The organism is Orientia tsutsugamushi, assembly GCF_900327275.1.
GTDB classification, from domain to species: Bacteria; Pseudomonadota; Alphaproteobacteria; order Rickettsiales; family Rickettsiaceae; genus Orientia; species Orientia tsutsugamushi.
In genome coordinates this window covers 969,300-990,886 of the sequence record NZ_LS398548.1, presented here as the reverse complement: position 1 = coordinate 990,886, position 21,587 = coordinate 969,300, and the positions used below count along the sequence as shown (strand labels likewise).

Sequence of the window (21,587 nt, the reverse complement as noted above, 5' to 3'; positions counted from 1 at the left end):
AGGGTGATATGGAAAAAGATCTTGCAAAGATTGCTCCAAGTAATATTCAGGCAGAGCAAATGATACTTGGAGCAATTCTGATTAACAATCGTGCGCTATATAACATTAACGAATTTTTACTGCCGGAACATTTTTATGAACCATTACATGGCAAAATATACAAGTCAATTAATCTCATTATTAGTAAAGGAATTAGTGCTACTGTAATTTCGCTCAAAAATATGCTAGGCAATGAACCCTCATTTGATGAAATAGGTGGAGTAGATTATCTAGCTAAACTTACAACTTTAGCGTTAAGTATAGTTAATGTTAATGAATACGGCAAAATAGTATATGACCTTGCGCTGCGGCGTTATTTAATTGAAATTGGAGAAAAAATAGTAACAAATGCATATTCTTCTACTTTAGCAGATTTAGCTATAACTCAGATCGAAACTGCTGAATCTCAATTATATGATCTAGGTGCAAGAGGAACTTTAAGTAAAGGATTTACAAAATTACAAACTTCAATTGAAGAATCATGGACATCAATTTCATCTGCTATTAAAAATAAAAACTCTATTAACGGTATTAGTAGTGGACTACTTGACCTTGATTCAAAGCTTGGAGGATTTAAAAATTCTGACCTAATAATATTAGCTGGCAGGCCATCAATGGGTAAAACTGCTTTAGGAGTTAACTTAGCAATAAATGCTTGTAAATATTTTTTATCATCATCTACTCAACAAAATAGCAAAGTTTCTAATATAACACCATCAGTTGGATTCTTTTCTTTAGAAATGTCATCTCAGCAAATCTCAACTCGAATTCTTTCTATAGAATCAGAAATTAATAGCTCTGCATTATTTAACGGAAAAATAGGTGAACAAGATGTTGATAAGTTAAAGACTGTACAAGACGAAATACAAAAGTGGAATTTTTTTATAGATGATGCTCCAGCAATCTCGATATCTGCAATTAGATCTCGAGCTCGTAGACTTAAACGTACACATAATTTAGCAATATTATTTATTGATTATTTACAGCTAATAAAAATTGATAACAGAGGGAGTCAGTATAATCGAGTGCAGGAGATTTCTGAAATTACACAGAGCTTAAAAGCTCTTGCTAAAGAGCTCAATATTTCAATCATTGCGTTATCTCAATTGTCTAGAGCTGTAGAACAAAGGTCAGATAAAAAGCCTATTCTTTCAGATCTAAGAGAATCAGGCTCAATTGAACAAGATGCCGATATTGTAATGCTTATATATCGTGACGAATATTACTTGTCTAGATCAGAACCAGATCCAGGTACTCCAGAATACACAGAATGGGTTACAAAACAAAATAAATGTTATAACACTGCTGAAATAATTGTTGCTAAACACCGTAATGGGCCAGTTGGTACAGTGAAGTTGCACTATAATAGTAGGTATTCTAAATTTGGCAATATTGTTAAAAACTATCAGCAAGCTTAATAAACACTAGATTATGCATAAATGAAAAAATGCTGGTCCAAAAAAAAAATTACAGCAAAATTTTACTCATTAACACCAGAGATATGCAACTTAAGGTTAATTTTAGCATCGTGATAACTGAATCCAAAAAATTATAATTTAATTTGCTTCTTTTCCAGTTTTTATCTGGGATTGGAGTATACAAAAAGTTTAAATTATGGTATAATTTATTAATAACCATTTGGAGGTGGCCAATGATAGATTTTTATAGTGAGAGCTTAATAAATAAGCTGTTCAGAACCAACATAAGATTTAACACCAAAATTGATCTTGATAAAGTTGAAAGAGCAATAAAATATGCTAAAAAATATCATGGTCAGCAAAAGAGAGATACTGGAGAACTATACTACACACATCCATTAGAAGTAGCCTACATGGTATCAGACTACAGCTCTGAAACAGATACAATTATTACTGCAATACTACATGATACCATCGAAGACACAACACTAACTAAAGAAAGAATAAGGTACGAATTTGGCGCTAATATTGCAGAACAGGTTTCAGACCTTACCAGAGTTAGGGATAATAAGAAAATCAGTGCTATGGAAATGATACAAATATTACGTAACCAAAATAAAACAGAACTATTACTGATCAAGCTTTTTGATAGATTCCATAATATTACAACTATATTCATCAAACCTCCTCACAAAAGGCAAGAAATAATATTTGAAACTCAGCAAGAATTTATAGCTCTTGCTGAATACCTTAAACTACCAGAGATTGGAGAACGCTTAAGCGAATATTGTAAACTTCATGCTAGCTAATGAGTAAATAATTGAGAATGAAAGGATTAAATATATGATATTAAAATCTAAGACTAAGTATACCTTACATAGCGCTATTCAAGATGGCGACATTAAAAAAGTGAAGCAGCTTATTAATAAGGATAGTACACTTGTCAATTCAAAATATAAAAACGGTACTACTGCTTTATCTGTGGCTTTGAAATATAAGAATCTACCTATTGCCGAGATTTTACTAAGCAATGGAGCTAACGTAAACGCACAAGATAATGATGGGCATACTGCTTTACATCTTGTTGTTGACACAATTCAAGTATATTATGAATTTTTCGAAAAATATCCTACCTATTGCAATGATCATATAGCATTACTGCTAAAATATAATGCTGATGTAAATATCGAGAATAATCAAGGTAATACACCTTTATCTGATGCTGTTGAATGCAAATGTGTAGAACCTTTAGCAATTATGCTAAAACATAATTCTACTGGTATTAATAAAAAATATGATGAAGGAGAAACACTACTACATATTGCTGTTCGTAATAAAATCATAGATATTATAGAGCTTTTGATTGATTATGGTGCTGATATTGATGCAAAAGATGATAACGGCATGACTACTATAGATTATGCTGCTAAAAGCGGTAATGCAGATATATTCAACTTTCTAACGGAACAATGGGTCCCATGGTATTAGGTTTCAACAGATAGCTAATATGTTAATGCTAATAAAGAGAAGTTAATATGAATGTTTTGAAATCAATTTTACAACCGTGTTATGCTGTTATATTAGCATTCGTTGTATTATCTTCACCATCGATATGTACAGCGAATAATAATGTAAACTTCAATGCCTCTAAAGGTGGTATTGATACTTCACAATTCTATATAAAATTTTCAACTGGTATTGCTACTAACTACGACACATTAGAAGCTGGAATTGGTTATAGATTAAATCGGCACAGAATGGATGTAAGATTAGGATTTATGTGTCATCACAACTGTAGAGATAACTTTGTTCAAGGAAATTATTATTACAATATAATTGAAGGTAACAAAGCATCAATTGTTGTTACAGGTGGCCTAGTATCAGTTCTCAAGTCTTATAGTGATATTGGAGTAGACTTGGGAGTTGGTACAACAATAAACTTATCAAGAGATACATATTTAGACATTGAATGTAGCACAATTGCTAACTATAGACCACTTCCTATTCATATACGATTTGGATTGCGGGTTCACATTTAATAACTAGCAAGTTTTATAGTTAGTAATGATTAGTTCATTAACAGGATTGCGTTGTTCATTGATTGAGTATACGACTGTAACGGTATTGATATTAAAATCTTTGTATAAGTCTCTAATAAAGGCAGTATTATTATTTGAGATCATAATCTTAACACCTTTATTTGTTAATTCTTTGACAAAATCCCGTAATCTAATTTGATCTTTTTCATCAAATGGAAGTCTAGTATAGAACCGTTCTCCAGATTTATGATAAGGAGGATCAAAATAAACAAAATCATTTTGTTGAGGCTCTATAAATGAAAAATCTGTAGCATAAATTGATACACCATGTAGAAGGCGGCTGCATTGATTTATTCTAGATGCAATATGGAGTTTAATGTAGCATTCACCAGAAAATGTTTGAGCAGATTGTCCATTTTTGTAGACTCTATAAATTCCCCTAAAAGAATATTTATTAAGATATATAAATTTTGCGGTAATTTCATTCGGATTATTACTATATTTGTTTTTAACTTTATAATAATAATCCTTCGAATGATGTTTGTGATATAAACTCAGTAATCTATTGACCTCATTAGGATTATTTTTAACAGCATTATAGCTAGTAATTAAATCAAGATTGATGTCAGACAAAAAACATTGTTTAAAAAGATGCCTAACTTGAAAAAATAAAGCACCTCCACCAAGAAATGGTTCATAGTAATTATAGTGTGGACCTTGAGGAAGATGTTCTATTAATTTATTAACAATTCTTCGTTTACTACCAATCCAATGAAGGAAAGGCTTAGACTTATTAGCAACAGCTACTGACACATGAAGTTTAATTAATTTATGTTAGTTGAATCTCTATTGAGATTATACCAGAAAACAGCTTGTAGTGCTAGTAATAATAACGCTTACAAGGCTTTTTATGCATCCTTTTTGAATAAGATTTATTATAACCATAAGCAAGGAATGTGATAATTTCGCATCAACATTGGATTATTATGCAAAAATTTAGCCTGTAAATTAAAAGATTTTAATAGACTGGTAAAAAATATAATGCTACTCTATACCTTATATTATCTAGGTTTCAAAACTTTGATAATGATAAGCTGAAGATTAAATAAAACAAAGAGTTGAACTTGTAACTTTAATCTTCAGAAAGCATTTTTTTTTAAAAAAATAGCAGGGGAATTCTATGTCTATTGGAAACGAAGGTCAACAGAAAAATAAAAGTATATTTAATAAAAATATACAGTCAAAACTGTTACTAAGACATCTAGCAGCTGGTGATAAAGAGCTTTTAAAACTTACACATCAAATTAAAACACTAAACTTAAATATAATAGATGTATTCAAACAGCTCAAAAGTGAGTCAGAAGATGTTAGAACACTTCAGTCCGAAATAATAGAAAATAAAAAATCAACATTAAGGGAAGCCATATGTCATATACCAATCAGCTTAGCTAACAGTTAGCTAAGCTTGCTATTTTAAATTTCTAAAAAAACAAAGTTAATAAACTTAACCATAGGAGAATAATATGGAAAATAACAATATATATTTGATTCAATATATTAGGCATATAGTAAATAACTGCAATAAAACAAAGCGGAATATAGTAGAACTAGTAGGATATAAGCAAGATGCAATAGCAAAAATAACAGATACGTTAGGCTCACTTGATGAACTAATAAATCATCTAAATGATAAAATTTGTGTATTTAGAAAAAACATAGAATCAAAGAATGTAGAACTAGAAAATTTTAGCCTACAAACGTTTGTAAAGGATACTGTCGCTAGACTAAAAGCAATTGTTGAAGATGATAGAATAGATCTAAAAAGCAATTTTCAGGCTAATATAAAAGACAGTATTATTGGAGATAGTTTACGAATAAGAGCTGTACTAAGCCAGTTAGTTGGAAGTGCTATTATACATGGCACTAAATGTACAACGATTAATATTTGTGTTCATTTATTACCTTCTAAAGATGGAAAAACAGATTCAAAAGATAAAATATTACAATTTTTAGTACAAAGCACAGGCCCTAGCATTCAGAAAGAAAAATTGCAAAAGATGAATTCTGAACTAAGCAATTCGAATTTAACAAAACATCAAGAGCTAGGACAAGGGTTGGTGTTTATAAAACAGCTTACACATCAAATGAAAGGAAATCTCAAAATAGATCAAGGAAGTAACTACATATCTTCTTCGTTTGAAGTGCCAATTCAATTATATACCTAAATTAGGATGCAACTATGCAAACGGAAGCCATATGTGATATACCAGTCAGCTTAGCTAATTGTTAGCTAAGCTTGCTATTTTAAATTTCTAAAAAAACAAAGTTAATAAACTTAACCATAGGAGAATAATATGGAAAATAACAATGATGGTCTGAATGATAAAATTTGTGTATTTAGAAAAACCATAAAATCAACGAATGTAGAACTAGCAAAATTTAGCCTACGAAAAATGCTAAATGGTACTATTGCAGCAATCAGATTAATTGCTGAAGATGAAAATATAGAGCTAAGTGAAAAAATAGGAAATGACATATACGATATTATTACTGGAGATAGGTTTCGAATAAGAGCTGTACTCACTCAGTTAGTTGGTAGTGCTATTATGCATAGTACAAATAGCAAAGTTAGAGTTAGCATTGATTTTTTGCCTCCTAAAAATGAACAATCGAATTCAAAAGATAGAATATTGCAATTTGTAGTGCATAGCATAGGAGCTGGCATTTCAAAAAACAAATTACAAGAGATGAACTCTGAATTAAAAAATCCACACTTAATTAAGCATCAAGCATTAGATTCAGGGTTAGAATTTATCAAACATCTTACATATGAAATGAAAGGAAGCATTAAGATAGACAGTAAAGAAGGGCATTATACAAAGTTTTTAGTTAGCATTCCAATACAAATTAGTAATTTAAATTCACAACATTAGTCAAATGGAGAATATTATGAAAAATAAAAAAAAGAATATCAATAAAACAAAAGACATTTCTCAAGATGTCTGGACAATTCATCTACCACCTATTTCAGCCAAATTAGTATCTACAGCTAAGGAAAGAAATATTTATCTTCGTACCGAAAATATGAATGAAGATAAATATATTGGAATGAAAATAAAGCTACAACAAGCGGAAGATTATCTAGAGGAAGCTGAATCAATGAAGCAATATTGTATAGATTTGATTCAAAAAATTAAATATATGTTTGATCTTGCTACTGCTAAAATCAGACATCTAGCAGATGATCTACTATGTGGGCAAAATGATTTCAAAGAAGATGAATATAAAACTACTAGCTTAACAAGAATACTTAATTGTGTTGCTAACCTACAAGACTGCTGTAACAGTATAGTTTACTCACTTAGAGACCAAATTGAGCTTCAAAACGTACATTTAAAAAAATTTAGCATACAAAAACTATTGAAGGATACAATTAGTTCGCTGAAAGAAATTGCTGAAGATAGAGAAATATCGCTCAGTTACAATGTTCAGGACAACATAAATGACATTGTTATTGGAGATAGTTGTCTATTGCAAACTATACTTAGTCAATTAATAAGTGGAGCTATTAGAGTTAATAAAAGCTGTCAGGTTGATGTTATAGTTAGGTTATTTACTTCGCCGTATCGAAAGGTAAATGAAAAAGACAGAATATTAAGATTCATAGTACGTGATAACGGAAAAGGTATTTCACAAGAAAAACTACAAGAAATAAATGCAAAATTTACTGATTTGCATCCAGCATTAGAGTATCCAGAAATATTAGACTCGAGTCTAGGATTTACAAATTACATTGTTAACAAACTAAGTGGAAAATTAGAGATAAAGAGCGAGGCAAATAAGTGCACAGCTATTACTTGCGATATACCAGTACAACTTTTTAATTAAAACATATGGAAGCATTTTATGAGTCATACTATAAAATCTGGAGATTTTGGTATTCAAGCAAAAGTAAATAGTAGTATTAGAGCACTGAAGCCATTCACAGAAAATAAAGGAATAAATCTTAGCTGCAACTTTAAAAATGATATAAAAGATTTAATCATTATAAATAGTACTCAAATACAGAAAGTACTAACACTATTAATTTGCAATGCTACTAATAGTAAATGCAGCGAAATTAGTGTTGAAGTTGATTTGCTACCTTCTACAAATCAAAAGACAAATTATAGAATATTACAATTAATTGTTCGTAATAACGGAATTGGAATTTCAGCTGAGAAAGTGAAAAAGATAAATAATGAGCTCAGAAACTTACATATCAAAAGCTATGCAGTACTAGAATCTGAATTACTACTCGTTAAACCGTTTATACATGAAATGACTGGAAAAATTAAACTAGAAAGTCAGCAAGACAAGTATACAGCTTTCACGTGTAGTATACCTATCGAAGTTCGCTGAGAAACTGAAAATTAGAATTATTAATGGGGATGGAGGAAATAATGTTGGCATTTTTAAATTGTGAACATATCAATAAACTACTTGATAAGCTGGACTTGATTAATCATAGTGTTGATAAACGCATTAATCTTGATAAAGTTAAAAAAGCTATATTTTATGTAAAAAAATATCATGGCAATCAAAAGCGAGATACAGGAGAACCTTATTATATGCATCCATTAGAAGTAGCGCTCATGGTTGCAGACTACAGCTTTAAAACGGATACGATTATTACAGCAATACTACATGATACCATCGAAGACACAACACTAACTAAAGAAAAGATAGCAATCGAATTTAATGATAACATTGCCGAGCAAGTTCTAGCTCTTACAAGAAACAGATGTGGTAAGAAAACCAGTTCCATGAAAATGATTCAAACATTAGTGAATCAAGATAAAGTAGAGCTATTACTAATCAAACTATTGGACCGATTGGATAATATTAAAACTATATTCATAAAGCCAGCCAAAAGAAGACAAGAAATCATACTAGAAACGCAGCAAGAATTTATACCTCTTGCTGAATACCTTAAATTACCAGAGATTGCTATAAAGCTAAATAAATACTGTGAGCGTTATGCTACCTAATAAACTAAAGTTTAATAGGTGGTTAATGTAGTGAATTGCAGAAATTAAAATTCAATAAGAGAATGTTCATATAAGTTATTTTGTTGTATAATTTAAAAAGAATAGAAAATATGAAAAACATATGCATTTATCAAGATTTCTAGATCCAAAGAATGATGTAGCATTTAAAAAGATATTTGGATCAGAAAAAAACAAGGACATACTAATACATTTTCTGAACGATATATTGTTGTTTGAAGGAAATAGAAAAATAATAGAAGTAGAGTTTTTAGGAACTATATTAGATGCAGACATAGCGTCCAAAAAAGAATCAATAGTAGATGTTTTGTGTAAAGATAAAAACGGTGCGCAATATATAATAGAAATGCAAGTAGATCCTACACAAGGATTTGAAAAAAGAGCCCAGTATTATGCCGCAAAAGCATATGGTAGGCAACCAAATAGAGGAAAGGAAGGAAAATACTCAGACCTAAAGGAAGTTATATTTATAGCTATAGCAGATTATAAATTGTTTCCAAACAAAGAAGACTATATATCAAGGCATGTAATATTGGATAAAAAGACATATGAGCATGATCTAAAGGACTTTTCATTTACCTTTATAGAATTACCAAAATTTAAAAAAAATAGAGTGGAAGAGTTAAGTGATATAACAGAGAAGTGGTGCTATTTTTTTAAACATGCAAAAGAAACAACATTAGATGGATATAATAAAATAATAGGTGAAGATTTAATAATAAAAAGAGCGTATGAGGCATTAGATCAGTTTAATTGGAGCGAAGATGAACTAATAACCTATGAACAAGAGTTAAAGCGTATATGGGATAATAAAGCAGTAGAAGATTATAAACTCGAATGCGCTAAAGCTGAAGGTAAAGCTGAAGGCATAAAGCTCGGTGAGATTAAAGGTAAAGCTGAAGGTAAAGCTGAAGGTAAAGCTGAAGGCATAAAGCTCGGTGAAGCTAAAGGTAAAGCTGAAGGTAAAGCTGAAGGTAAAGCTGAAGGCATAAAGCTCGGTGAAGCTAAAGGTAAAGCTGAAGGTAAAGCTGAAGCAAAAAAAGATTTGGCAATAAAATTATTGAAATCTGAATTATCAGTTGAGACAATTGCTGAATATACGGATTTATCAATACAAGAAGTATTAAATTTAAAAAATAGTGTAAAATAATAAGAAATATACAACACAAAATCTTACTTTTGATGTGTTGTATGCTACTTCTATTAGATGCTTTATATCACACTACAAGTTCTATACTATACTGAACATTGAGAAGGCCATTCTTTAAGGCCTCAATGTCCTTAACATGACCGCACCATTCTTGACGAAAGCTATTCCATTTTAAGCCATGAAGGCGAATGTGGCGCTTAGTGTCTTCGTTCGGTTCAGAGGCAAATTTTAAAATCACAGCAGCTTTATTTTGCTGTTCTTTATCAAAAATATCTTTACCGATTGTAGTCCAATGATCCTGAACATTTGGATGTTGTGTTAAAGTTTCTTTTAGTGAAACAATCGCACCGAATAAAGTATTTGTTGATAAGTGATCAAGCTTAGCCTTAGCAACTAATCCACCCATTTCGATAAGACGTCGAGTACGCATTTTACGTTCTTTAATTTTAAGGTTAACCTCATCCATGATTAGCTTAGCCTTTTTTTGTTGGAGAGTAATTTTTTGCTGCATAAGACAATTCATGATCAATACTATTGTTTATAAATCAGATATATTATAATACTTCAATTAGCAATTATACTCATAATGCAAATTTTTATTATCACTATCATACAAACTGATATTATAATCAGAACTTAAACTACTATGTTGATTTACCAAGTCCAATATTTGACTCTCTTCTAAAGAGAAATTTGCTTTTTTATTAGAAAATTCAGTGTAAATATCTTCTCTTTTTCTCTTGAAGCTTGATTGTATAGCATCATTATTGGCAATTTGTTTATCACTATAGCTCAAATAATCTTCAGATATATTAATATCAAGCTCTGAAGTAGCTCCAGCTGTTGCAAGCATATTATTAATTTCTGTTTCCGAAAGAATATTATTGATTTGTTCTTTAATATTAGGATTATTAGCAAAACATTCACTTATTAAATCATCATCACTTTTTTGCATTATACTACTAGTGCTAGCTGTGTAGGTACAATCAGAATTGTGATTATCTATGCATAATTCTTTTTTCGAAAAGCTATTATTATCTTCCTGAATTTTTAGTTGGCTACTGTGTGGTATAAATCTTTTTATTATTATAGTACCATCTATATTTTTTTTATAAAAAATTTGCAGATCAGAGAAATGCATATCAATACAGATCCCTGGCCCTGAATTTGATGTTAATGTTTCCTGATGAATATGACAAACCAAAGCATCAGGTTCTACTATTAAAGTACCACCACATTTCATAAAATTGCTCATAGAGTCCATCCATAAACTGTAGCTATCTTGCTTAAGATGATAAATAAATGGTTTGATAGATATACAGCTTGATTCTTGCATATTATATGATACATCCAAGGTTATGTTTAATTTATTACTTTCATTAATACAATCGAGAATTTGTTTTATGGCAACATGCGATATTGAATTATTTCCAATATTTAATTTGGATATGTTAGGAAGATTAATTAACAATTTTTTTATAGGATTACGAATACTATGATTAGATGTAGGACTAATATATTGCTTCACCCCCCTATCATAAAAAATTTTATTTAATCCAATTTGATCGTTAACAAGAGTTAATGATGTCAAATTATTATTACAATACTTCGATAAGATATTAAACCCTGCAAGATATAACTGTATATCTGAAATATTAAGACAACGAATTTCATTAAACCTAGATAACTGAGATATGAACATGTTATCAATTGAAAAAGATGGTATGTATTCGGTATGACTGCTGCTACTAGACTGTAGATCTGTAGTATCATATGGTATATTAGGTACTTTATCTACATCTCTGTCTTCTATTTTTAATGTTTGGCACGGTATAATCATAGACCTCACATTGCAATCCTGATTATTTGCACTAAGTATAATCTGATACCCTAAAGGCATAAAACACTCCCACCATTAACTTGCTCTACTTTTGAATTATAATTAACCAAATATTAATATTAATCAAGATTTAAATAAATACAATTCCAGTAAAGAAAAAAAACCTCGCCTACCAAACCAATATCAAATAATTATAATCAAAAAAACGTGAATTCAGGTTAGAAGCTTCATTGAAAAATAAGCTTATACGCAATACGTAAACTTGAAAGTTTACTGCTAAAAAATGAGTACTCATTAACCGATTGAATGTTAAAAAAAAGAAGTTTGTGCTAGCAAAATCAAAAAAACCATGCTAACTTAAAACTCAGGTGAAAATTGGTGTTGAGATGGCGATAAAGTTTGCAAGGATTGAATTTTTACGTAGAAGTGAAGGAGGTGATAGTTGTCGTAAGGCAGCGTATAATGCAAGAACTATTGTTAAAAATAAGCAGACAGGTATAAGGTATAACTTCTCTCGTAAGAAAGATAACGTATATCATACAGTGCTGATACCGGATTATGTAAATCAAGACTTCAAGAATATTCAAACATTAATGAATGAGGTAGAACGAACAGAAACAAGAGAAAATAGTAAGTTGTTGAAGGATATAGTAATAGCATTGCCAGACGAGAAGGAGCTAAATTTAGAGCATAGAATAGAACTAACTCATCGAATAGTTGATGCAATGGAATGGGTGCAAAATGGTCTTGGAGTACAGATAGACATTCATATGCCTCAAATAGGAGATAAAAACTGGCATGTGCATATATTGGTTACTACAAGAAGATTTAAAGAGAATGGTGAAGAATTGGGTGATAAAGCTGTTGACTTAGAGGCTAAATTTATAACAGTAAAAGGTCAGTGGCGTATTATTAAAGATCACAAGATGATTCATGAAATAGCAAAAGAAGAAACTAATGCATATTTCGCTGAATTAGGCTTGCCATATAGAGTTGACGAGACAAGCGAAGTACCTGGAAAGCATATTGGACCTCGTAGAATTAGGAATTTAATTAATGAAGTATTAAATGAAAATGAGTTACGTAAAGAGGCTCATTTGAAGATTATTAATGATGCTGATGTAATAACGGATTCTATAACACATTACAAATCTATTTTTACTAAGCAGGATGTTGAAAAAGCAGTAAAAGATATACCAGATCCAACAGCAAGAGAACAGTTAGTTCAGCAAGTGCTTAGTTCAAATAGAATACTAGAGTTATATCATGATGATGGTGAAAGTAGCAAATATTTTACGACAATTGAGGTTCGAAATGAGGAGACGAGAATAATCAGAATAGCTAATAAAATCAATAATCAGGTTTATTACAACGATATTTACAATCTTAAAAGTGATATCGAAGGTCTAGCAAATGTTAGTGAAGAACAGAAACAAGCTCTAAGGCATATTTTGCTTAGCACTAGTGGAGTTAGAGTCTTAAGAGGAAGAGCTGGTACAGGAAAATCTTATGTTTTAATAAAAGCGCATGAGCTCGCAACAAATCGTGGACAAAAAGTTATTGGTCTTGCTCCTACTCATAAGGCAGTATCAGAGCTGAGGAGCAAAGGTTATACAGAGGTCTATACAGTAAAAGGATTTTTATATAATCGAAAAAAAATTTTTATGCAAGACAGCTTAATAGTAGTAGATGAAGCTGGAATGGTAGGTACTAAAGCTTATGCAGAGCTGTTTAGAGTAGTTAGAAACAATAATTGTCAACTGATACTTGCTGGAGATGAAAAACAGTTAGCTTCAATAGAAAGAGGTGGAATGTTTGAGATGCTGAGTAATATTTTTGGTTCACATGTTTTAGTAAATATTCGAAGACAAAGTGAAAACTGGAGCAAAGAAGCAGCAATGGAGTTTGCTGAGAGTAATATTTTAAGCGGTATAACCTTACTGAGGCAAAATAACAGCGTTAGGTTTGATAATACGTTGCAGGACTCAATGAGTAAATTAATATACAACTGGAGTCTAAGCAAATTTAAACCACATGAAAAATTGGTAATTACAGTACGTAATAAAGATGTCGACATTCTTAATTCAAGTATTAGGTCTTTGTTAAAAGCAAATGGTACGCTAAAAGGCACAGAATATGAGCGTTCTATTGATGGAAGGAAAAAGTCATATATGGCAGGAGATAGAATCGTATTTCAAAAAAGCTATAAGGATTTACAAATACAAAATAGTGAATTTGCAACTTTAACTTCGGTTAGTAAAAATAAATTTATAGCTAAGACAGACACAGGAAAAGAAGTGAGTTTTGATCCTAGTGAAATACAATTTAAACATGGCTATGCAAGTACTGTTTATAAGGTCCAGGGAGCTTCTATAAAAGATGTATACGTTTTGCATAATGGAGTAAGTAATATAAGCAGCTCATACGTAGCTATGACAAGGCATATAAAGAGCTTAAAGTTATATTGCAATAAGGAAGCTACTGGAAGCATTAACAGTTTAATAAATCAGCTCAGCAGACCAAATGAGAAATCAGCTAGCATAACTCTGAAAACTGCTCATGATTTTGAGAAAGAACGGACAAAGACAACTGTTTTTAGTAAAATTGAAAACTGGTTTAAGTCTATAATCAATGATATCAATGATAGATCTCATGTGAATAAAGAATATTATCATTTTACCGCCAAACCAGAGGAAGAAGCTAAAGTAGAAAAAGTCCAGCTCAAAGATATTTCTACTCCATTATTTATGCAGATCAAAGAACAAAGACAATATGATTATGATGTAACCATTCTGTCAGCAGAAGGAAAAACGATATCAAGTTTTCAGGAAGCTGGCATTGATAGCAGAATGGTATATAGCTCAAATGTAAATAATTTAAAGTATTATCAGCCATTTCAAGGAGAAAAGATTCTTATAGCTGCAAATAATGATAAACAAAATAAAGAATATGTAAGCACTATAAACGAGGCTGCAAAAGTACTGACAAGCAAAGGAGCAATTACTAGCATCGTAATTCATTCAGAAGGTGAAGATTTTAACGAAATGCTAAAAAATAAAGGAGCAATAGCTGTTAAGGGGCTTATGATACCTGAAATCATGAAGTTAATTAATACTCAGAACGTAAAAACAGAGTCTGAACAAGTGGTGAAAACTGACATAGCTCAAAAAATTGGACTTAGACGGTAGTGCTGAAGATTTGAAATTGAATGTAAGCTATTCATTCACAGGGCGAATTACAAAATAAGATAAAAAATGATAACCGAAAGCGATTTTTGTAATTCGCATTATGCCTTGCTAAGAGAATATTGGAAGCGCTGGAATTTTGAAGATCTGCATCTGTTAGAAAACTATCTCAATAATCACTTAGCAATAAAATTATAATTCAAACGGTAAAAATATCAAATATTTATACCACAAAACAATTTAGTGATGCGAAGGTGAGGTTTTATATGACTGACAAAATCAATGATTCAAATAATTTCAATAACATTCATAATTCAAAAACAGAGATAGAAAATTCTAAGGCTAACAGCTGGAACCACAACGTGGCTGTAAAGCTGACAAATGGTGATATTGCTGATGGCATAGTGCTACTTAGTGATAATAATAGCTTGAGAGCTGATAACACTCTAAAAGAATCAATAAACCAATTAATCAATGATTGGAAGAATAGTAAATTTGAGCTGCAGGATCGTTTGATAATTGCTGACCATAAAGAAGCTGAAAATATTAATCAAAACATCAGAAACTACATGAAGGAAAATGGTGATCTAAAAGGTACAGAATACAGCATTTTAATTTCAGGAGCTGAATCAAAAAAATATGCTAACTACATGGCTGGAGACCGAATTATCTTTCAAACAAACGATAAGGATTTACAAATACAAAACAGTGAATTTGCAACTCTAGTATCAATTGATGAAAATAAGTTTGTAGCTAAGACAGATACAGGAAACGAGGTAAGCTTTGATTTGAATAAAATAAGCTTTAAACATGGATATGCTACAACAGTTTGTAACCCACAAACAGCTGTCAAAAAAGATGTATATGTTCTTCATAATAATGGTGTAGGAATAGAAAGTTCTAACATAAGCATGATAGGGAATGCAGAGCAAGTACGGCTGTACTACAATGTGCAAGCTACAAAAAATGTTGCTAACCTAATAGAGCAGCTTAGCACAGCTAAGACAGACTCTATCAATTCAAAAGAGGAGAATAATGATGTTCAAGCAAATGAAGTAAGGCAATATCAATCTGCTCAAAACTATAGAAAAAACGATTATTATTCAAATAGCGAGGAAGACCTACAAAAATTGAAGGATGCAATAGCTTATAGAGCTGACACTATAGCTCGTGATATTCTTGGAGATCCAAATAAGCGCCTATCTACATACGGAAAATTACGTTGGGGAGACACTGGCAAAATACAAGTAACCACCGAGGGCAAGTACGCTGGAAAATGGTATGACTTTAGTACAGGACAAAAGGGTGATTTATTATCCCTGGCTCAAAGAGAAAGAGGATACAGCTTTTTTGAGGCAAAGGAATATTTGAAAAGTATGGTTGGAATGTCTAATATTAGTCAACGGTATCAGAGACCGCCTAAGACTGACGATTCTCAACAATACACTCAACAATCTGAAAGTGTTAAAATCGCAAAAGTTCAAAACTTGTATGAACGATCAAGCAGAATACATGGTTATGAGATAGATACGAGCCCAAGCGCAGAAGTTGAAATAGTAAAAAAGTATCTTGAAAATCGTGGTATTACTTTTGACAAAAGCACCGCAAGTTCAGACTTAAAAGGAAGTATACTGTTTGATACTCAAACGAGAGAAAATTATCCAGCATTTACAGCATTTGCAAGAAATTCAAAAGGGGAAATTACCGGAGTACAGGCCGTATATCTAAATTCGGCAGGAGATAAGGCGAATATTTTAATTAACAGAAGATCTTTCGGCAAAATCAGCGGATCGTTCATAACAATCGCAAAGCGAAATGCGAATGACCCTAATATAACAATTATAGCAGAAGGCGCTGAAACAGCATTGAGCTTGCAGCAATCAGGCATTAAAGGTAATATCATTGCTAGTGCAGGAATTTCGAATTTGAGAAATTATTCACCATTTCCTGGTGAAAAAATCATCATTGCAGCAGATAATGATAGCAAAAATCCTATAACTAATAATACTGTAATTAAAGCTGCAAAAACGTTAGAAATGAAGGGAGCGATAACTTGTATAGTCAAACCACCAGAAAATGGTGATTTTAATAATCTGTTGCAAAGTTGTGGAGACCAGTCAATTAGAGACATTATAGAACCTGAAATTACTAAACTAACTAAGGCAGTTGAAACAACCAAACTTACTCAAACAGAAAATAATAGTATAGCAAAACAAAATGATATTACGAATGTTAAAGAATTGTATAATAAATCGTCATCTCTATACTACTTTAAACAAAAAGAGGAAGCTAAGGTGGAAACGATAGTAGTTAATAAATATCTAGAAAACCATAAAGGAATTTATAGTTCAAAAATCTTTAATAATCCTAATTTAAGGGCAAATATGGTTTTTGATGAAGAGACTCAAAAATCCTGGCCTGCACTCACTATTTTTGTTAAAAATGACAAAGATGAAATTACTGGAGCTAAGATATTAGCTCTGAATTCAAAAACATGTAATAAAGCTGATGTAGCTGAAAAATCTGTTGGTACAATTAGTGGGTCATTTGCTGAAATTGCTCAACAGAATTCAAAATACTCACCTGTAACAATCATTACAAAGGATATTGAAACAGCGTTAACCATTCAACAAGCTGGAGTTGAAGGAAAAATCTTATGTGCAATTGAAGCCGAAAATTTGCAAAACTATAATCCTGGCCCAAAAGAAAAGATCATTCTAGCAGTTAAAAATGACGTAAATACTGAAAAAGCTGAAAAAGTTCTAGAGGATAAGGAAGCAGTAGTCTGTACAGTCAAAAATGACTTCAATAATGTATTAAAAACTCAAGGATTATATGCTGTTAGAAATATTATCAGCCCTGAAATAAGAAAACTTAATGAAAAAATTGAATCAATACAAACTAATATACAACCAGGATTATGTCCGAAACACTAGGCAGAGTATGACACAGCATTTTTTATTTAAAAAACTATAGAGTGAAAAAATATGACAAAAAAATTAAAGCATGATTCATTGGCAAAGACAATCATGAGCGATCCAGTTGCTGCACAAGAATTTCTAGAGTATTATTTACCAAGCGATTTCAAGAGTTTAATAGATTTATCACAAATAAAAGTAGAGCAAGAGAGTTATATAGAAGAATCGTTAAAGAAAAAATACAGCGATATCGTCTATAGAGTTGCAACCAAAAAGCATGGCAATGCTTTTATTTATATATTAATTGAAGCTCAATCAACCGTCGATTATTGGACAGCTCTGCGGTTATGGAGATACACATTGTTATTGTGCGAAAGGCATAAGAAAGAAAAAACTAAATTACCATTAGTGTATAATTTAGTGATCTACAACGGCAAAGAGGTCTACAAAGCACCTAGGAATTTGTGGGATTTATTTACCGATTCAATGATAGCTAAGCAATTAATGACTTCTGACTATCAATTAGTCGATTTGCAAAGTATGTCGAATGATGAAATTGTTAGGAAAAAGCATATCGGAATGCTCGAATATATGCTAAAGCACATTCATCAACGAGATATGTTAAAGCTTTGGGAAGAGTTTCTAATAAAGTTCAAACATGTTTTAATACTTGATAAAGAAAAAGGTTATGTTTACCTAAGATCATTTTTATGGTATACTGATACTAAATTACTAGAGAGTCAGCAACCAGAATTAGAGCAGGTTCTGGCTAAGTATTTATCTGAAGAAGAAAAAAGTAATATTATGAGAACTATTGCTGCAAAATATATTGATGAAGGTATAGAGATTGGTGAGACTAAAGGCATAGCTAAAGGCATAGCTAAAGGCAGAGCTGAAGGCAGAGCTGAAGGCAGAGCTGAAGCTGCACAAGAGCTTGCAATGAACTTATTAAAAGCTGGCTTTTCAGTTGAATTTATTTCTGAAAATACCGGATTGTCAAAAGAAGAAGTGATTAATTTAAAAAATAACATAGAGTATTAATTTTTCGAATTAATACTCTACTAACTTAAGTTTTTTGAGCAATTTATATCCCCAAACAAAAGCTGTATTTAAGTTTTGTAGCTGCATAGTTAGTTTTGTGATAGGAAAGTTACCAGCAAGCTTTACATAACAAGTTAGGTCTGGTAGGTTCATAATTTCAGATGGCATAACTAAAATCTTTTTACGCTCAACATTATTCATATTTACTCCATCTCGCATAGTATTTGATCCATATGACAAGTTTTCTTGAGTTTCAATAATTTCTTGCTCACCTAGTGTTAATGCTGATTTATAAGCCGTAGCCTGATCACTAACTCGAAAAATAAATTTACTATTAAACAAATCCAGCATAGAAGCACATTCAGCAGCTCCATATATTGCTTCTAATTGATGAATGTTCTGCAATCCAGCAACAAAGCAGCCTCCATACTTTCTACTTTCAGCTAAAGCAACTGGTAAAGACGAAACTTTTTGTAGAGCTGGCAATTCATCGAGTATAAACCACATGTTTTTGTTATCATGATTAGGATTTCTACACATCAAAGCCTTGATAGCTATGCTTATCCATGCTGAAATAAGTGGGCATAAAGTAGCTCTTTGATTTGGGTTAGCTGTGATAAATAGCCAGCTAGTTTCATCAGAATTACTAAACCATTCTTTTATGCTAAAACTACCTCCAGGCTTTAAATATTGTAGCGAAGTAATATTCTTTCCAAGCGTAGATTGAATTCCTGCAGAAGTCTCGAGCGCGCTTTCGCTTATAATACCTGATACGGCAGTGCTTCTAAAAGCTTTTGCAAATTGTCTATTATCAGAGTAAATGATTGTATGAATTAGTTTTATGATATCTTTATCATCCTTATATAGCTTCAATGCTTCAGACAAGACTAATTCAGCATTTTTAGCAAAAAAGTCATCAAGTTTAGGAGTATAATTACTAAAACTACTAGCTATATCATGAAAATCAGCTGCTTCAAAACAATCATTCCAAGGCAACCATTGTTCACTATTTTTTTCAAAAGGATTAAGCAGCTTATCACATTTATGATCAAAAAATCTATCAGTAAAAGCTCCAGTGGTGTCTACAATTATCGCTCGATCTTTGTGTAATCGAATCTGTGGTAGCAGTTCATTAAGCATATTAGTTTTACCAGTACCTGTTGTTCCAGTAATAAGAATGTGTAGCCTTTCACTATTCTTTACTAATGGCAAGCCTCCAAAACGGATTTTAGAGGCCTTTTTAGCGCTTTTTAGCATTTTGGCTAAGCATTTGTATCCTACAAAATCAGCACCTCTAATTTTGGCCTTAATAATCGTTTTTTTACCTTGAGCCGTAAAGAAAACAATTGAGATTATCACACCAATAGCAAAAACAATTAATCCTTCTAACAATGCTGAATTAATTAAGAATTCCAATAATTGCTGTATTTTAAATCCATGTTGGCTTGTATAAAACTCATGCAAAAAGTCTTGAGCATTGAGGTGCATCCATTTTTTAAACCTTAAACTATAAAACTTAATGCCTATTTGATCGATATCATAAAAATGCTCACCAATTGCTAGCTTAAGCTGCACATATCTTTCAATTGCAAAATAATACAAGCTGCTCAGAAAAACTTTTTGATATAATCGACATATAATCCAGAATATCGATAATCCTAATCCAATTATAAAAACGTTGGTACTACCTTGCCCAAACATTCTTAACTTATGGGCAAATAACTGCGATCCTCTGGTGAAATTTCCTTGATTCTGAAAATTCATCTATCTCAAGAGTATTTTTTCAATATCTGTAGTTTTTGCTCATAGTCTTTTGCAATAGTAAAATTCTCGAATTCTGTTAACCTTTTTATTGTTGCTTCATATTCTGCTATAAAATTAGGCATATATTTAATAGCTAACTTAAAATTCTCTTTAGCGCTTGAGTACTGCCCTAAGTTTACTAATGATATTCCTTTTTCAAGATAATTTTCAGCAAAATTAGGTTTGTACTTAATAGCTATATCAAGATTTTCTACTGCTTTTTGATGTTTTCCTAATTTTTCAAAAATCATTCCTCTACGGTAGTAAGCCTCTGCACAATTCGGATTGTATTTAATTGCTAGATTGCAGTTTTCTATTGCTTCTGAATACCTTTTTAACATACTTAGCACATAACATTTATTACAGTATGCTGTTGCATCATTAGGATCGTATTTAATAGCTAAATCAAAATGTTCTATTGCATTCTGCAATTGTCCTAAAAATGCTAAAGTTAAACCTTTATTATGATATGCTTCTGAATAATTTGATCTATATCTAATAGCTATATCATAGTTTTCAATAGCCTCTTGAATGTACCCTAACTTCATTAATACTGTACCTTTGTTATAATAAGCTTCTGGATAACTAGAATTATACCTAATAGCAATATCAAAGTTTTCCATTGCTTCTTCATACTGTCCTAATATAGCTAAAGAACCTCCTTTTGTATTATAAGCAGTTACATAGTTAGGTTTATATTTAATAGCAAGATCACAAAGTACTATAGCTTCTTTATCTTTTCCTAACTTTCCATATGATACAGCCTTGTTATTATATGCTTCAGCAAAACCAGAATCGTATTTAATAGCCAAATTAAAATTTTCTACAGCTTTTAGTGGCTTTCCAAGATCATCTAAAGCTATTCCTTTACTATTATATGCTGACGCATAACTTGGATCATACTTAATAGCAATATCAAAATTTTCTATAGCTTCTTGATATTTTTTTAATTTTAAAAAAGAGCTTCCAATATTAAAATATTCTTTAGCTAGTATAGCTCTATCTTGAATTAAATCTTGTTGTATGCTTTGCTCTGCTGCAACAGGTGCTGTATTTAATAATATTAATGATAAAATAATGGCTAATTTTTTACACACGTTTTTCAT

Annotated in this window: 19 protein-coding genes and 1 pseudogene; 15 read left to right on the top strand and 5 right to left on the bottom strand. The window is 31.2% G+C overall.

Annotation, left to right across the window (positions count from 1 at the left end; all coding sequences use genetic code 11):
- Positions 1-8 precede the first annotated feature (8 nt).
- From DK405_RS05250 to DK405_RS05235, 4 genes are all read left to right on the top strand, one after another.
- The gene (locus DK405_RS05250) at positions 9-1,457 is read left to right on the top strand and encodes a replicative DNA helicase (protein ID WP_064612585.1); all 1,449 of its coding nucleotides are present in this window, start codon (positions 9-11) and stop codon (positions 1,455-1,457) included.
- Positions 1,458-1,690: 233 nt separating this feature from the next.
- Positions 1,691-2,266, top strand: coding sequence for an HD domain-containing protein (locus DK405_RS05245; RefSeq protein ID WP_064612587.1), 576 nt, complete (start codon positions 1,691-1,693; stop codon positions 2,264-2,266).
- Between the two features lie 34 nt (positions 2,267-2,300).
- Positions 2,301-2,945, top strand: a complete 645-nt coding sequence (locus DK405_RS05240; protein ID WP_064612589.1) for an ankyrin repeat domain-containing protein — start codon at positions 2,301-2,303, stop codon at positions 2,943-2,945.
- A gap of 47 nt (positions 2,946-2,992) precedes the next feature.
- On the top strand, positions 2,993-3,496 hold the full coding sequence (locus DK405_RS05235) for a hypothetical protein (protein WP_109510615.1): 504 nt from the start codon (positions 2,993-2,995) through the stop codon (positions 3,494-3,496).
- 3 nt (positions 3,497-3,499) lie between these two features.
- Here DK405_RS05235 and DK405_RS05230 read toward each other — a convergent pair whose 3' ends face one another.
- Entirely contained in the window at positions 3,500-4,309 is an 810-nt protein-coding gene (locus DK405_RS05230) for a DNA adenine methylase (RefSeq protein ID WP_064612960.1), read from the bottom strand.
- A 367-nt stretch (positions 4,310-4,676) separates the two neighbouring features.
- Here DK405_RS05230 and DK405_RS05225 point away from each other — a divergent pair, with 367 nt between their 5' ends.
- The 7 genes from DK405_RS05225 to DK405_RS05190 all read left to right on the top strand — a co-directional run bounded on the left by DK405_RS05225 (position 4,677) and on the right by DK405_RS05190 (position 9,694).
- The gene (locus tag DK405_RS05225) at positions 4,677-4,955 is read left to right on the top strand and encodes a hypothetical protein (RefSeq protein ID WP_045915136.1); all 279 of its coding nucleotides are present in this window, start codon (positions 4,677-4,679) and stop codon (positions 4,953-4,955) included.
- A 64-nt stretch (positions 4,956-5,019) separates the two neighbouring features.
- Positions 5,020-5,721, top strand: a complete 702-nt coding sequence (locus DK405_RS05220) for a sensor histidine kinase (RefSeq protein WP_064612793.1) — start codon at positions 5,020-5,022, stop codon at positions 5,719-5,721.
- A 129-nt stretch (positions 5,722-5,850) separates the two neighbouring features.
- The gene (locus tag DK405_RS05215) at positions 5,851-6,429 is read left to right on the top strand and encodes a sensor histidine kinase (RefSeq protein WP_064612794.1); all 579 of its coding nucleotides are present in this window, start codon (positions 5,851-5,853) and stop codon (positions 6,427-6,429) included.
- A 16-nt stretch (positions 6,430-6,445) separates the two neighbouring features.
- Positions 6,446-7,384 carry a sensor histidine kinase gene (locus DK405_RS14020; RefSeq protein ID WP_064612795.1) on the top strand — a complete coding sequence of 313 codons (939 nt, stop codon included), beginning with the start codon at positions 6,446-6,448 and terminating at the stop codon, positions 7,382-7,384.
- Positions 7,385-7,402: 18 nt separating this feature from the next.
- Complete coding sequence (locus DK405_RS05200; RefSeq protein ID WP_109510614.1) at positions 7,403-7,897, top strand: ATP-binding protein; 495 nt, start codon at positions 7,403-7,405, stop codon at positions 7,895-7,897.
- A gap of 41 nt (positions 7,898-7,938) precedes the next feature.
- The gene (locus DK405_RS05195; RefSeq protein ID WP_109510613.1) at positions 7,939-8,526 is read left to right on the top strand and encodes an HD domain-containing protein; all 588 of its coding nucleotides are present in this window, start codon (positions 7,939-7,941) and stop codon (positions 8,524-8,526) included.
- Positions 8,527-8,647: 121 nt separating this feature from the next.
- Positions 8,648-9,694, top strand: a complete 1,047-nt coding sequence (locus DK405_RS05190; RefSeq protein ID WP_064613251.1) for an Rpn family recombination-promoting nuclease/putative transposase — start codon at positions 8,648-8,650, stop codon at positions 9,692-9,694.
- A gap of 67 nt (positions 9,695-9,761) precedes the next feature.
- On the opposite strand, the gene DK405_RS05185 is transcribed toward DK405_RS05190, so the two are convergent.
- Both DK405_RS05185 and DK405_RS05180 read right to left on the bottom strand, forming a co-directional pair.
- On the bottom strand, positions 9,762-10,217 hold the full coding sequence (locus DK405_RS05185; RefSeq protein ID WP_064613253.1) for a conjugal transfer protein TraD: 456 nt from the start codon (positions 10,215-10,217) through the stop codon (positions 9,762-9,764).
- Positions 10,218-10,262: 45 nt separating this feature from the next.
- Positions 10,263-11,594, bottom strand: a complete 1,332-nt coding sequence (locus DK405_RS05180; protein WP_045913051.1) for a hypothetical protein — start codon at positions 11,592-11,594, stop codon at positions 10,263-10,265.
- 326 nt (positions 11,595-11,920) lie between these two features.
- Between DK405_RS05180 and DK405_RS16120 the strand changes: the two are divergent.
- The 4 genes and pseudogenes from DK405_RS16120 to DK405_RS05160 all read left to right on the top strand — a co-directional run.
- A pseudogene (locus DK405_RS16120) lies at positions 11,921-13,441 on the top strand (AAA family ATPase); the annotation flags it as partial.
- Positions 13,442-13,924: 483 nt separating this feature from the next.
- The gene (locus DK405_RS16115) at positions 13,925-14,722 is read left to right on the top strand and encodes a conjugal transfer protein TraA (protein WP_458693000.1); all 798 of its coding nucleotides are present in this window, start codon (positions 13,925-13,927) and stop codon (positions 14,720-14,722) included.
- A gap of 263 nt (positions 14,723-14,985) precedes the next feature.
- Entirely contained in the window at positions 14,986-17,655 is a 2,670-nt protein-coding gene (locus tag DK405_RS14015; protein WP_231967641.1) for a toprim domain-containing protein, read from the top strand.
- A gap of 51 nt (positions 17,656-17,706) precedes the next feature.
- A complete protein-coding gene (locus DK405_RS05160; protein WP_109510611.1) occupies positions 17,707-18,678 on the top strand; it encodes an Rpn family recombination-promoting nuclease/putative transposase in 972 nt (323 codons plus the stop codon).
- 9 nt (positions 18,679-18,687) lie between these two features.
- Here the strand turns inward: DK405_RS05160 and DK405_RS05155 are convergent, their stop codons facing one another.
- Together DK405_RS05155 and DK405_RS05150 are read right to left on the bottom strand one after the other, a co-directional pair.
- A complete protein-coding gene (locus DK405_RS05155; RefSeq protein ID WP_064612729.1) occupies positions 18,688-20,442 on the bottom strand; it encodes a type IV secretion system DNA-binding domain-containing protein in 1,755 nt (584 codons plus the stop codon).
- 5 nt (positions 20,443-20,447) lie between these two features.
- Positions 20,448-21,587: a tetratricopeptide repeat protein gene (locus tag DK405_RS05150; protein WP_064612730.1), complete on the bottom strand. Its 1,140-nt coding sequence runs from the start codon at positions 21,585-21,587 to the stop codon at positions 20,448-20,450.